The organism is Nostoc sp. DedQUE05 (assembly GCF_034530955.1).
GTDB lineage: Bacteria > Cyanobacteriota > Cyanobacteriia > Cyanobacteriales > Nostocaceae > Nostoc.
The window spans coordinates 134783-149271 of sequence record NZ_JAVRCB010000013.1 but is presented as its reverse complement, the minus strand read 5'-3'; the positions used below and the strand labels follow the sequence as shown (position 1 = coordinate 149271).

Sequence of the window (14489 nt, the reverse complement as noted above, 5' to 3'; positions counted from 1 at the left end):
GCTAACTTAGCGATCGCCACAGTAACAAGACAATTTCATTAGGCTCAAGGCTGAATAGTCTTTGCCGACTGGTTAAATAACAAATCTCGTGACTTATCTGGATCGAGCGGCTGAGTTTGCAATGCTTCTGCTTTCTCGTAGGCGCGAATTGTTGCTGGACGGGCTTTAATTGCCTCAAACCACCGTTTGAGATGAGGAAAATCTTCTAGATTCTGACTTTGGCGTTCATAGGGTACAATCCAGGGATAGGCAGCAATATCGGCGATAGAATAATCACCAGCCACAAATTCTCTATCTGCTAGTTGCTTATTCAGCACTCCATATAAGCGTCCCGTCTCATTCACATAGCGGTTAATCGCATATTCAATCTTTTCAGGAGCATAAGTACTAAAGTGATGATTTTGTCCTGCCATTGGCCCCAGTCCTGCCATTTGCCAGAACAACCATTCTAAAACTTTAGTGCGATCGCGTAAATCTTGGGGGATTAATTTCCCGGTTTTTTCTGCCAAATATAGCAAGATTGCCCCAGACTCAAATACCGAAATTGGCGCACCTCCATCTGCTGGTTCGTGGTCAACGATCGCAGGCATACGATTGTTAGGAGAAATCTTTAAAAATTCCGGCTTAAATTGATCTCCAGCCCCAATATTCACAGGAATTATGGTATAAGGTAAGCCAACTTCTTCCAAAAAAATTGTGATTTTATGACCGTTTGGGGTTGTCCAATAATAAAGCTCAATCATGGTTATCTTCCCTAAAATTGTGCGATTGTTTTTTAAGCCAATAGTGCAGACAGCTTTTTCGGATTTCTCACAAAACCTGAAAATAAGAGGGCGAAAGCTGCAAAAATGTATATACAGTCAGCATTTTAGCACTTTATACCCAAAAGTATTGTCCTAGAGGTAAGATGGAAAATCGCTTTCAGAATGGAGCTATAGCCCCATACTGGACTATTTTGCTGGGCTATTAATGATTTTGCATTACAAAAAAAGACGTAATGCTTAAAAAAAATTAACTAGTTCATCTGTAGAGACGATGACGCTTTTCGAGAAGTTGGTGAAGTTGCATTGTCACCCCAAAACCTAGAATTTCAAATACTTAGAGAGTAACTTATGAGTGAAAAAACAGTAAGCGTGATTAAAGCAAACTTATTGCCAAAAGGAGATTATGTTTCGTCAGGATTTTCCACTATTCAGGCAGATTCATATTTTCCCAATATAACTTTAGGAAATAAATATGATTCTTTTTGGCTTTACTTGCGGCGGGATATTACTCATAACTGGTATGTGGATAAGCGACGGCAAAAGGTAGGTTTTGTAAGCCGAGATGAAGCTCATATTCTATATAATACAGCCTTAAAATTTCGAGGAAAAAAAGCTTTAGAAATAGGTTGCTGGATGGGTTGGTCAGCTTGTCATTTGGCTCTAGGAGGAGTAGAGTTAGATGTAATCGATCCGATGCTATCTGAACAATTATTTAATGAAAGCGTTACAGAGTCACTAAAATCAGCAGGCGTTAAGGAATCTGTAAATCTAATACCAGGATGTAGCCCTGAGAAAGTAAAAGAAATAGCAAATAAATTTCAACGTAAATGGTCATTGATATTTATAGATGGTAATCACGAAGCACCAGCACCGCTCAATGATACAATTATTTGCGAACAACTTGCAGAAGCAGATGCTTTAATTTTATTTCATGATTTGGCTTCTCCCGACGTAGGCCAAGGTTTGGACTACTTAAAAGAGAAAGGATGGAACACAATGGTTTATCAAACTATGCAAATTATGGGAGTTGCATGGCGGGGAAATGTTGAGCCTGTAATACATCAGCCAGATCCTAATATTAACTGGCGCTTACCTCCACATTTACAAGGTTATTTTGTAAGTGGTTCAGTTGAATCTGCGACGGAAGATAAATTTGCAGAAATTCTCAGAGCAGTTCGACCATTTACTTTATTGAGTGAAAGAAAGTTATTCTCGCTTTATAGTCAGGCAAAACAAATATATTGTTATCTTTTTTGGCTGCCAAAAATGTTACTACTAGCGATCGCCAGAATCAAACCTATCAAGGGCAATTAGCTTTGTATTATCAGCCATGACTAGCAACTGTCTATGTGTTGCTAGTCATGGCTTTCTGTAGATGAAACATAGAGCTTCGATTCATCATGCCTCAGTTGCTCGTCTTGATGGAGCAATTGTATTGCCTGGTAGTCTAAAAGTGCATGAGTCATTTTTGAATTGACAACCATTTCAAAGAAATCAGAACGCTCAATGGCAATAACTTTGATCGCTGCGTCATTTGCTGCACGTACTGTTGCTGTGCGCTTGCTTCGCTGGAGTAATCCTATTTCACCAAAAGAGTTATTAGGCCCCAATGTTTTTAATAATTTTGATTCTGAACCTGAAGACTCTTGAATGATTTCTATTTCCCCTTCAATCAAGATATAAAATCTATCAGCCACATCACCCTGGCGGATAACAATTTCACCGGGCTGGAAGGTCAACATTTTTAGCCTGGGAATCAACTGAATTAATTGCTTATCCGTTAAGGTTGGTAAAGTAACAGATACCTGACCCTCATAGTCCACATCCAGTTTGCCATCTTCCATACGCACAATGCGATCGCTAGCGCCAAAGATCCGACTGTCATGGGTAACAATCAAAACCGCACTTCCTTGTTCTTTCGCCAGTGTGGTCATTAGTTCGGTGACTTCTTGCCCTGTTTGCCGATCTAAAGCGGATGTAGGCTCGTCGGCCAGAAGTAATCGAGGACGGTGAACGAGGGCGCGGGCGATCGCCACACGTTGTTTTTGCCCGCCAGAAAGATCCCTTGGGTAAGCATTCAAGTGCTGCCCTAGCCCCACCGCTTTCAGAATTTGCGAACTTTGGCTTTTTGCTTTTTGAGGCGTGAAATCATCCTGTAGTTCCAGCGAAACCATCACATTCTGCTGGACAGTCATAAAATCCAGTAAGTTAAAATGCTGAAAAACATAGCCGATTCCTCGCCGTATTTGCATTCGCTGGATTTCGTTGGCTCCCTTCAATTCACGATCTAAGACTTTGAGACTGCCTTCTTGAACAGAACGCATACAGCCAATTAGAGATAGTAGTGTTGTTTTCCCAGAACCAGATGCTCCAGTTAAAATAACAACTTCTTTTGGGTAAATATCCAGATCGATTCCAAATAAGATTTGTCTTTGACTTCTGCCTTCTCGGTAATAATGATTCAGCCTTTTAATGGCTATAACCTGATTCATAAACCTATAAAATTAAGGAATTAAATTTACTTAAAAACATCCACTGGATCTGCATCTTTAACCTTTAGTAAGGAAAGTCCTGCTGATATTATGCAAATCATGCAGACTAATCCTAAAACAAATAATCCTGATTCTACAGTCATTTGGATAAATATTTTTGTAGTTTTAACTAGATAATCATAAGCCAAGCATGATATTATTGCACCTGGAATATATCCGGCAATAACCAAAAATATTGCCTCTTGAAAAACTATAGAAACTAAAGAATTGTGGTTAAGACCCAAAGCCTTTAACGTTGCATAATTGGCAAGATTATGCGTAACCTTTACATAAAGTATTTGGTATAAAATAAAAATACTAATAATGATAGCAATAATCAAAATAAACCGAAAGATAAAACCCATCGGTGAGTTGCTTTCATGAAATATCTTTTCTCTGGCGATTAATTCTGATTTAGAAAATATTTTAATGTTTGCCGGAAGATATTTTCTTAATTGCTCAACAGTTTGCTCTATATTGGTATCTGAATTAGCATCTGGTTTTAATTTAATTAAGCCAGCATCTATTTTTGTCAGGCTCCGCCCAAATAATTGACTAAAAGTTGTTGGATTGATAATAAAACTAGCATCATAAGCATTATTAACCCCTAACTCAAAAAGTCCAACAACTCTAAGTTGTTGCAACGATCCATTAGCTCCTGCTAAAACTTCTGCCGATGATTTTCCTGTTTCGTTAAATTCAGTAATGATGGGACTAAATTCATTTCTGGCATTACGGTCAAATAAAGCGAATTTTTGCTTGTTTAGTTTTTCAATATTCTCTTTAAGTCCGGGAAGATTTAGTGTTTGTATATTAGAAGGAATGCCTATAACATTCACTCTAATACGATAAAGAGATTGATTTCTGTCGTACCATTGGGTTGAAGTAATATAAAGTGGTGCGACAGATTCAACGTTCTTTAACGCTAGTGCTTGATATAAAGGTCTGGAGGAAAACGTTACTGGTTGCAATACAGTTGAAGAGAGAGAGCTAACTAAAACAATATCTGCATTAAAATTCAAAGGTAATTGCAACGCTCCTTCTAAAAAGGCATTTCTCAGCCCAAGCTGCATAAAAATGAGAAATGTAATGCAAAAAATTCCTACAATTCCCGCTATAGTTTGATTGCGTTGATATCTCAATTGCAACCAAGCAATGGGAATTTTTTGAATTTCAATTACAAAACGTCGAATCATTCTTTAAGTCCTATTGATACATCAACTTTGAGATTTGTCATTCCTGCTACAACACGGCTATTTTCCCGATTCAGATTAATTTTCACTTCTACCACATGAGCATCCACATCTGTTGCGGCATCTGTATCTAAAACATCGCGTTTACCAATTTCTAAACCCACTTGAGATACTTTTCCAAAGAGCGGTTTAGTGAGACTGGGACTGGTAATCGTTGCTGTTTGTCCTAGATGTATTTTGGGGATGTCTGTTTCGTAAACCTCTGCTACTACCACCATTTGCATCGTATTGCCTAAACTCACAATGCCTTTCGTCCCCACCATTTCACCGGGAAAGGTTTGCACCTTAATGATTTGTCCAGTTCGGGGCGATCGCACCACACTCAAGGCTAATTCCGCCTGAGCCTGCATCACCTTTGCCTTTGCCTGTTTCACTTCTGCCTGAGACAACTGCACATCTACCGGACGAACTTCTGCCAAACTATTCAAAGAAGCACGGGCTTGATTCACCTGTCGTTGTGCCGCTTCCATCCCCAAGCGTTTGCTATCGTACTGGGAAGCCGAAACCGCTCCCTCGTGGTACAAACTGCGATACCGTGACTCCTCCATCTGAGCATTTTTCAATTCCGCTTCCAAACGAGCGATCGCCGCTTGTTGAGCTTGTAAATCTCCCTGTTTCGCCCCAGCTCGTACCTGCATTAATCGCGCTTGGGCTACTCTCACCTCTTCTAGCGCCATATTCACAGTTGCCAGACGACGAGTATAATTATCCAACACTGCAAGCACTTGCCCTGCCTTCACCCAATCCCCTTGCTGCACGCGTAGCTGTTGAATGCGGGCTGATTCCGTTGAAGAAGGCGGAAACACTTGAATTACTTCTCCTTCAGGTTCCACACGCCCCAAAGCCGTCACCGCTTGCACCACTGGAGTTACAACCACTGGCTGAGGTTTAACTGCTTCACTCGTCCCCATCATCCGATATGCGATCGCTCCACTAAGTGCGATTCCACCATAAAATACTGTAGTTAAAAATACGGTTAATATAGTATTTCTACTATTGTCATTCCGAGTAAATAAATGTGTCATAGTTCTTCCTGCTTGGAGTATAAAACTATTGTTAGATATAGAATATAAGTCAACTTCACCTTGATAAAGTAAGAAATCAAAGCATAAATTATCTGGTAAAGTTTTTATCCTTACAATATATATTGTTCCCATTTTTACTGCCAATCGCTATATACTGACTTCTGCAAGAAACTGAGTCAGATCGTGTCCGCTTGATTGCTTATTAAACGCGAAGAACCCCACCCCGCCAAAGCTGTGCTTTGTCTCCCCTCCCCGCTTGCGGGGAGGGGTTGGGGGTGGGGTGCAATGACTATGGGAATCGTAACTAATTATGCGGACATGATATGAGTAGACTCAATATCAAGCCTTTATAAGGGTTTCACCTTAAGTTGACACCAATGGTTGGGGGTATCTCCCCTTGAAAAACAAGTTAACCGAATGGTTTTAAGATCCCATTGTGAAGCAATTGCTAATAAATCTATAACTATATATATACTTTTTCATAGCGGTGATTTGGCGATCGCTGCCCAAACTCTATGGTGAACTTGAAGAATTGGTGTCGGATATTTTGTTTCGAGTAATGTCGCCAATTCTTGGTCAAATATTTCTACTTTTTCTGGTGTTAAGCTGGCTCCCACGCCAGCACTAGCACGAATTCGCCCCCGCCAAGCTTCGTGTGTATAAGATACAAATACATCGTAAGAAAATGTGCGGATTTCTCGGAATCCTCCTTCGCCAATATCCTGTAACCACAGGGGATACAAACCATTACCGCCGCCCAAATTCCACGCGGGATTATGAGCCTGGATCAGTTGTTCCGTTGCGTGAACTACATTACCTTTTAAGGGTATCCAATCAAAATGTGCGATCGCCAGTAAGCCATTTACTCTCAATATGCGAGTAATTTCCTTGACAGCACGCGGACGATCAAACCAATGCCAACACTGTCCAGCTGTCACTACATCTGCACTGGCGTTTGGTAACTCGGTATTCTCGGCACTTGCAACTCGATAATCTACTTTAAGTTGCAAAGCTTCGCTTAACAGTCTGGCTTGTTCTAAAAGTGAGGCTGATGGATCTAGGCCAATTACATAAGCACCTCTATCAGCAAACCCCCGCGCTAGTGTCCCTGTTCCCGTACCAAGGTCAACAATATTCTGCCCTGGTAAACCTATACCATATTCAGACAATTTGTTGAATAATGAACTAGGAAACCCAGCGCGGTGTTTTGCATAATCAGTAGCAGTTGCACCAAAATCAATTTTCATACCTACAAAACTATTTTTGTAACAATTGTCTAGGCTAGAAGTTCTCTACCCACGGATGTAGTTCTATTTTCCATGTCCTTGCAAAAGTCGGGGTAAAGGCAAAGGGGAAAAGGGTAAAGAAACTCAAAATCCTTTCCCTTTAACCTTTACCCTTTTCCCTGTCTTGCAAAAATATATTTTTACAAGAGGTCTATTGTAGATCCAATACGCTTGGGTTAAGCTTTTATTTCTCCCCCTGCCCCCTACCCCCCTTACTGGCTCTGTTTAACCAAATCGGTAATCGTCTCAACCAGCTTTACTGGCTCGATAGGCTTCGGAACATGCCGTTGAAAACCTGCCTCTATAGCCTTTTGATAGTTAATTTCTCCAGCAAATGCTGTTAAGGCGATCGCTGGAATCTTCCCGCCCTGTTGGTACGGCAAGGCTCTCAGCTGGCGTACCAGCATATAGCCATCCATTTCTGGCATCCCAATATCGCTGAGTAGCACGTCTGCTCTGTACTTGGTTAAAGTAGCGAGAGCTTCAACGGCTGAGGTGACAGTTGTTACATTTGCTCCATACATCTCTAGCATGAAAGCAATAAACTCCCGTGTATCTGTGTTATCATCTACCACCAAAACTTTGATGCCATGCAAATTTAAGGATGGCTCAGACGGTTTACTGTCCGCGTTCTTCTGGGATGGAGTTGCCATGAGCGGAAGTCTTACAGTAAAGGTTGTTCCCTGACCTTCACCTGCACTTTCTACCCGAACAGTTCCGCCATGCAACTCAACTAAGTGACGGACGATCGCCAACCCTAATCCCAGTCCACCAAACTTTCTGGTTGTAGCACCATCTGCTTGGCGGAAGTATTCAAACACATAAGGGAGGAAGTCAGGGTGAATCCCTTGACCTGTGTCGATAACAGTGACTTCGGCAAAAGAGCTAACTTGCTTGAGTTGGATATCCACTCGTCCCTCGACATCAGTGAACTTAATCGCGTTCGACAGGAGATTCCAAATCACTTGCTGTAACCTATTTGGATCGCCCAAAACTTGCCCTACATTTGGTTCAAGCCTCACCTGAATTTGAATAGACTTGCTTTCAGCAGCCAGCTGTACAGTTTCCATTGCAGCTTGAACGATCGATACTAGATCCACTGGGCAAACATTCAGGCTAAGTTTGCCTTGCAGAATTCGGGAGACATCCAGCAAGTCTTCAATCAGTTCGGACTGCAACTTGGCATTGCGTTCGATCGCACTCAGGGCATGAGCGGTCTTGGCTTCGTCAAGCTTACAGGTTTGGAGCAACTTAGACCAACCCAGAATTGGATTAAGGGGCGATCGCAACTCATGGGATAATACTGCCAGAAACTCATCTTTAATTCGGTTAGCTTGTTGCAATTGTTGAGCTTGTTGCTGAATTGAAGCCAGCAGATTTGCCCGCTCAATAGCGATCGCCATCTGCTCGCAAGTGGATTGCAGCAGATCGATTTCTTCGGGAGTAAAGCAGGTGCGGGTGCAGCTGCCAAAGGAGAGCGTCCCCAGTAACCGTCCCTGGACAATCAACGGTTGTCCAGCAAAAGCCGTAATGCCGATTGAGTTGACAAGCTGCGCGTTGGGATGCGTGAAGATTTGCGAGCGATCGAGGACAATTTGCTGCCGCTCTTGTGCCACCAGTCCGCAAAGATTTTGACCAAATTCAATCCATTCCAGCGATTGAGCTGTTGCCTCAGAGATCCCTTCATAATTGTTCAGATGCAGCATTAGCTGGTTGTCTTTTTCCTCGACCATGTAGTTGTAGTAAGAATGTAACTCTAGCTGGGCTGAGAGCTTGTTAAATAAGTTATTCATTAACAACATGGGATGTTCTGTGGCCAGTAAATCACTGGTCGTTTCATACAGCAGATGCAGCCGTTCCTCTGCTCGTTTGCGTTCGGTGATGTCGAGTGCGGTTCCCAGGAACCCAACGGCTTGCTTGGATACTCCCTCTCCCTCTAATTGCACCTGCCCATTAGCGAATAGCCACCGCTCAGTTCCATCCTTCCACACGATCCGATAGTCAATTTCATAAGTACCTGACGACATCGGGTCGAGCGCATTGCTGATGGTGTTGACTACACGCTCACGATCGTCTGGGTGGATGCGCTCTATTACCATCGGCAAAGGGATAAGCGCGGTGTCATCCGGTTCGCCCCAAATCTCGCGCATCCGCTTGTCAAACTCGACGAGGTTCGTACTGGGGTCATAATGCCAAGTCCCAAGCCGACTGATGTTAATGGCAAGCTGTGCGCGTTCCTCACTCTGGTGTAGAGCTTTTTGTGCCTGTTTACGCTCGCTAATATCCTCTATTAAGCCGTCAATAACGGTTGTACCATCTACTTGGGTAAAAGTTGTACTAATTCGCACCCAAATTAAACTACCATTCGCTCGTCGCAATTGCATTTCGCGATCGCGGATTTCGCTATTTTGCTTTAATTGGTTGAGAACTTGGGCATAGTCCAATGGTTGGAAATAAGGCTCAAGGGTTTGACTTGCTGGAATTTCAGTTAGAGAATTTAAACCTAACAGCCGCAGAAATGCCGGATTACCTTCGAGTAAAATACCATCTGCCGTTAAGCGATAAATTCCTACATTTAAATTATTCAGCAAAGTTTGAAAGCGTGATTCTAGCCTGACTGCTTTACGTTGAGCTTCAGTCCGCTCTATTGCTCGGCGGACTGCTGCGGGTAATCGAACATAGTGCTTAGGAGACTTAATGATGTAATCTTCCAATCCCGATTTCATCGCCTCAACGGCAACTTCCTGAGTACCACTACTAGTAAACATTATTACTGGGCAATCAGGATAACGGTTTTTAATTGCCCGAATCGCGGTTAAGCCATCACTCCAGCGTAATTGATAGTCCGTTATTACTAAATCAAACTGTCCTTTCTCCAGTGCTTCTTCCAAGTCTTTTGCTTGAACAATTTCGTGAAACTGGAGGTCAAAAAACTCTTGCTCTAGTACATGAATCGCCAGTAGGCGATCGTTCAAATTATCATCAATTAGAAGAATACGTAACATTTAATTTAATTATATTTACGTAAGGATAGCAGTGATAAGAAAGTCCAAAAAACGTTCAAACAGCTCAAAATTGCGGTCTTTCGTTAAACATAATCCAGTGGAGATTGAGGGTTATAACAATTTCTACTAATTCGTTAAAAATAACTGGTTTAACTATGTAAGCATTTACACCTATGTCATAGACATGATTGATGTCGGCGTACTCCCTCGATGAGGTGAGAACTACGACCGGTAAGCGCTTTAGTTCTGGTTGCTGCCGTAACCACATCAAAACCTCAGCCCCGGATCTGCGGGGGAGTTTCAGATCGAGCAAGATTAGTACAGGCAAGGGATAACGAGTGCGATCGCCATAAGGTTCCTGCCCAGACAGATACAACACTGCTGCATCGCCATCATTTACAACTTGAACTGGATTGACAATGTTAGCCTTGCGGAGCGCGCGTTGCAGCAGAAGCACATCTTTGTGATTATCCTCTACAAGTAAAATAGTGTCTTGCTCTTTACTCATGAAATTTTTGTCATTAAAGGCAAAGGCAGGGGGCAGGTGGTCACTGAGCGTAGCCGAAGTGAGGCAGGGGGCAGGGGGAAAGACAGTTTTTCAAAACTTACTGTGTGCCCCAGAGCGTAGGGCAAGGGTTTTGCACTAAATATTTAAGACCGTAGAAAGAATTTTATGTTTGCCCGTAATCAAGAGGATTGAAAAATTTTAGGGATTTACATCTATAACTATAGGTAAATCTATCCAAAATCGGCTTCCTTGTCCAGGTTGGGATTCTACACCAACTTGTCCACCCATACGTTCGACTCCTTTGCGGACAATTGCTAAACCGATACCACTACCAGGATAAACTTCATAGCTGTGTAGGCGCTCAAAAACATTGAAAATGCGTTTATGGTGTGTTTCCTCAATACCAATGCCATTGTCTTGTACCCATAAGCGAACCAATTGATTACGTTTTTCAGTCCATATCCGTAACTGAGGTTGAACTTCCGGTGCAACAAATTTAATCGCATTGGTTAGCAAATTGGTAACTACTTGAATCAAAATAGTAGGGTTTCCCGTAACTTCAGCTAAAGGCTCTTCAACTTGCACTCTCGCCTGTCGCTGTGTTATCTCTAATTCTAGCTGTCTCAGTATTTGTATCATCAATAAAGATAAGTTAATAGATTGTAATGGCATTTCAGTCCGGCTAAGGCGACTGTATTCAAGCAAATCTTGAACAAGCTTGTCTGCTTGCTGTGTACTTGTAATAATGCGCTGCAAATAGTTTTGTTGGTTTTCTAGGTTAGATTCACTATCCTGGTTCTCTAAGAGGATTGAACCAAACGCTTGGATAGCACGTAATGGTTCTCGCAGATCGTGGGAAATTGAATAACTAAATGCTTCTAAATCTTGATTAGCTACTGCTAATTCCTGATTTCTCTGCGCTAAATCTCGATTTGCTACTTCTAATTCAGCAGTGCGCTCCCTGACTCGCTCTTCTAAGGTTTGGTTGAGTTGCTGAATTTCAATTTCAGCTTGTTTACGAGATGTAATATCTTCAATTAAGCCATCTAGTACCTGTTGTCCCTCAAAGACATTCAGGGCTATGCTTAATCCTACCCAGATCGGTCTTCCATCTGCTCGTTGTAATTGAATCTCTTGCTCTTGCTGTTGAGGTGGCGGCAGTTCTTGTAGTATTGAGTAGTATTGATGGATGTTCAATAAATTCATCGCTGAGGCTTGTGATAATGAATCCAGCCCCAACAATTCTAGAAACGCTGGGTTACACTCAATAAAATTTCCATCTGGATAAATACGAAATATACCTAGTTTTAATTGGTTGAGCAAACCTTGAAGACGGATTTCAAGTAAGGTAGCTCGTCGTTTGATTTCTGCTCGTTCTAATGCAAGTCGCACAGCAGCTGGTACGCGAATGTAGCGGTTGGGTAACTTGAGGACGTAATCATCTAGCCCAGACTTCATTGCCTCTACCGCAATTTCTTCACTACCTGTATTAGTAAACATAATCACTGGACAGTTTGGATACTGTTGCTTAATTGTATATAAAACTTCTAATCCAGTACTCCAGCCCAGTTGATAGTCGGTAATAACCAAATCGAATTCACCTGCTGCTACTGCACTAGCAAAGCTAGAGGCTTCGCGAATTTCTTGAGGTTGAAAATGCGGAAATTCTCGCCTCAGTTCTCGGATCGTTAAGGCGCGATCGCCTGGATTATCATCAATTATCAGAATGCGTAGTACTTGCGTCATTCGTATCATTACTGTGAGGAAGGGCTTTTGGCAGGGCAATCCAAAAGCGACTACCAGTACCTAATTGCGATTCTACTCCGGCTCGACCGTTCATTCGCTCTAATCCTTTGCGGACGATCGCTAAACCAATACCAGTACCTGGATAGATTTCAACGCCATGTAGTCGTTCAAACACCCGAAAAATGCGCTCTTGATGTTCTGGCGCAATGCCAATACCATTGTCCACAATCGATAATTGGATCGAATCTTGCTGTTCCTGTGCATAGATATGTACTTTTGGGTGTATTCCAGGCTGCACAAATTTCATCGCATTGCTGAGTAAATTGGTTACTACCTGAACAAGCGTAAAGCGATGAGCCATCACTAGCGGCAAAGGTTTTGCCACCGTAACTTGTGCAAGCTGTTCTTGAAGTTGTTTGCTGAGTTGTTTTAAAGCTTCTTCGACAACATTAGTTAAATCAACTTTTTGTATTTGAATTTGGGAACGGCTGAGGCGGCTGTATGCCAGCAGATCGGAAATTAGGGTGTCCATTTGGACTGCACCCTCTGTAATATATTGAATGTATTCTTGCCCAACCGAGTCTAGTTTGTCTGTGTAATCTTCTTGCAATGCCTGAGCAAAGCCTTGCATAGTACGTAACGGTGCGCGTAAATCGTGCGATATCGTGTAAGTAAAGGCTTCTAGCTCTTGATTGGTTTCTTGCAACTGTGCAGTGCGCTCGGCAACACGCTGTTCTAGTTCCAAAGCGTAATTTTGAAGTTGTTCCCGTAGCAAAGATTGTTGGATAGCGATCGCTAACTGAGCCGCCACCTCAACCACAACATCTTGTGCTTGAGCATCAAAAACAGCTGTCTGAGTCGCCGCTAAGTTGAGTTCTCCTAGCAGCGTTTCTTCAACTAACATCGGAATCCGCAGACAACAACGCATTCCTGCCAAATGCAACCGTGCTAAAACAGGTGGGTAAAGCTCAACATTTGTCAAGTCTCTAACATAACTAAGGTTTTGCCGTAAGCTTTGCTCAGGCGCAAAGTCTGATACTGACATCTTTGTGCCTTCAAGCGGTTGTAATTCTCTAGTGCTGCTGCCTGCGACAATCTCAGCTGTACCTGCCTCAAAATTAAACAAGGCAACAAATGCTTGCTCATAGGGTACTAACTGACGCATTTGTGTCAGCGCACTTCGGATTAGAGATTTGATCGACTCAGCTGCTAGAATTGCCCGGTCAATATTATGTAAAGCAGCAAGTCTTTGGGCAGAAAGCTGAACATTTTCAGTTTGTACTTGGGCAGTTTTGAGAGCATTCTCATAATTGTCAGACACATGGGAAATTTGCCGCCGAATATAAAAGGCAAGGATGCCACCAGCAGCAAGTGACAGGATTATGCTAGTAAAAATGACTCGCTCAGTAGTCTGTTGGACTGCTTGGTTGCGCTGATACCGTAGCTGCTCTTCAGTAGCAATAAGATCGGTAATTTGATTTCGCATCACGTCCATGTGCTGTTTGCGAACCTCAATTGCTGATAGGGGTTCAGCTTCACCTCTTTGTTTGCGGGCGATCGCTTGAGAAATAGAGTTCTTCCAGCCTGTTTCCTCTGCCTTGATTTGCCTTAAGCGTTGATTTTGTTGGGGATTATCTGAAACTAAATCACCCAACTCATCAAAAGTATTATTAATGGTAGAGTTAGCTTGCTGATAAGGTTCAAGAAATTCTGGCTTACTTGTAATCTGGTATCCACGTACTCCTGTCTCTAGATCCAGTAACAGTTTTTGTAAGCCATTTGCTCTGGCAATGACTTGATTAGTGTGATCGACCCATTGCATAGCCTTGAGCAGGCGGTTAATTTGCCAGATTGAAACTCCTGACAATGACAATAACAGGATAATTGGCAGAGCGATCGCGCCTATCAGCCTACGCCTGAATGCAACTTGAGTAATTTGCAGCATTAACTTATATCAGGTTAGGTTAAACACTATAATATTCTGTACGTTGGGTTGAGGAACGAAACCCAACATTCGATCCTTGTTCGTGTTGCGTTCAACTTAACTTTATATCTTAGAAGAAGTGGTAGACCATCCCCTTTTACTAAGGGCAGGGGGATTAAAACGATCTCAAATTCTCACGAATGATTTAGGACTGCTATATAAGCCAATACGCTTGGGTTAAGGCTAAAATCCTTTTTTGCCAAAGTCAATTTTTTTAACGAACCGCCAAGGACGCAAAGAACGCAAAGAGAAGGAAGAAACGCTTAACTGAACTGTATTGCTATATAAGCAACAGATACCTCGAAGTCGTGTTGAGGTACTCCCAAGTCGTGTTGAAGTACTCCAAAGTCGTGTTGAGGTACTCCAAAGTCGTGTTGAGGTACTCCA

The 14489-nt window shown here is 42.4% G+C and carries 10 protein-coding genes; 1 reads left to right on the top strand and 9 read right to left on the bottom strand.

What is annotated here, in order from left to right; translation table 11 throughout:
- Positions 1-44 precede the first annotated feature (44 nt).
- Positions 45-743, bottom strand: a complete 699-nt coding sequence (locus tag RMZ42_RS12125; protein ID WP_322671672.1) for a glutathione binding-like protein — start codon at positions 741-743, stop codon at positions 45-47.
- Between the two features lie 369 nt (positions 744-1112).
- Here RMZ42_RS12125 and RMZ42_RS12120 point away from each other — a divergent pair, with 369 nt between their 5' ends.
- Positions 1113-2078 carry a class I SAM-dependent methyltransferase gene (locus RMZ42_RS12120; RefSeq protein WP_322671671.1) on the top strand — a complete coding sequence of 322 codons (966 nt, stop codon included), beginning with the start codon at positions 1113-1115 and terminating at the stop codon, positions 2076-2078.
- Positions 2079-2119: 41 nt separating this feature from the next.
- Here RMZ42_RS12120 and RMZ42_RS12115 read toward each other — a convergent pair whose 3' ends face one another.
- From RMZ42_RS12115 to RMZ42_RS12080, 8 genes are all read right to left on the bottom strand, one after another.
- On the bottom strand, positions 2120-3256 hold the full coding sequence (locus tag RMZ42_RS12115; RefSeq protein ID WP_322671670.1) for an ATP-binding cassette domain-containing protein: 1137 nt from the start codon (positions 3254-3256) through the stop codon (positions 2120-2122).
- Between the two features lie 26 nt (positions 3257-3282).
- On the bottom strand, positions 3283-4491 hold the full coding sequence (locus RMZ42_RS12110) for an FtsX-like permease family protein (protein ID WP_322671669.1): 1209 nt from the start codon (positions 4489-4491) through the stop codon (positions 3283-3285).
- A complete protein-coding gene (locus tag RMZ42_RS12105) occupies positions 4488-5573 on the bottom strand; it encodes an ABC exporter membrane fusion protein (RefSeq protein ID WP_322671668.1) in 1086 nt (361 codons plus the stop codon). Before RMZ42_RS12105 ends, RMZ42_RS12110 begins: the two co-directional genes overlap by 4 nt.
- 479 nt (positions 5574-6052) lie before the next feature.
- Entirely contained in the window at positions 6053-6820 is a 768-nt protein-coding gene (locus RMZ42_RS12100) for a class I SAM-dependent methyltransferase (RefSeq protein ID WP_322671667.1), read from the bottom strand.
- 251 nt (positions 6821-7071) lie between these two features.
- Positions 7072-9864, bottom strand: a complete 2793-nt coding sequence (locus tag RMZ42_RS12095) for a response regulator (RefSeq protein WP_322671666.1) — start codon at positions 9862-9864, stop codon at positions 7072-7074.
- A gap of 64 nt (positions 9865-9928) precedes the next feature.
- On the bottom strand, positions 9929-10372 hold the full coding sequence (locus tag RMZ42_RS12090) for a response regulator (protein ID WP_322671665.1): 444 nt from the start codon (positions 10370-10372) through the stop codon (positions 9929-9931).
- A 198-nt stretch (positions 10373-10570) separates the two neighbouring features.
- On the bottom strand, positions 10571-12118 hold the full coding sequence (locus tag RMZ42_RS12085; RefSeq protein ID WP_322671664.1) for a sensor histidine kinase: 1548 nt from the start codon (positions 12116-12118) through the stop codon (positions 10571-10573).
- The gene (locus tag RMZ42_RS12080; protein ID WP_322671663.1) at positions 12087-14063 is read right to left on the bottom strand and encodes a CHASE3 domain-containing protein; all 1977 of its coding nucleotides are present in this window, start codon (positions 14061-14063) and stop codon (positions 12087-12089) included. The genes RMZ42_RS12085 and RMZ42_RS12080 overlap by 32 nt, the downstream gene beginning before the upstream one ends.
- Positions 14064-14489 lie beyond the last annotated feature (426 nt).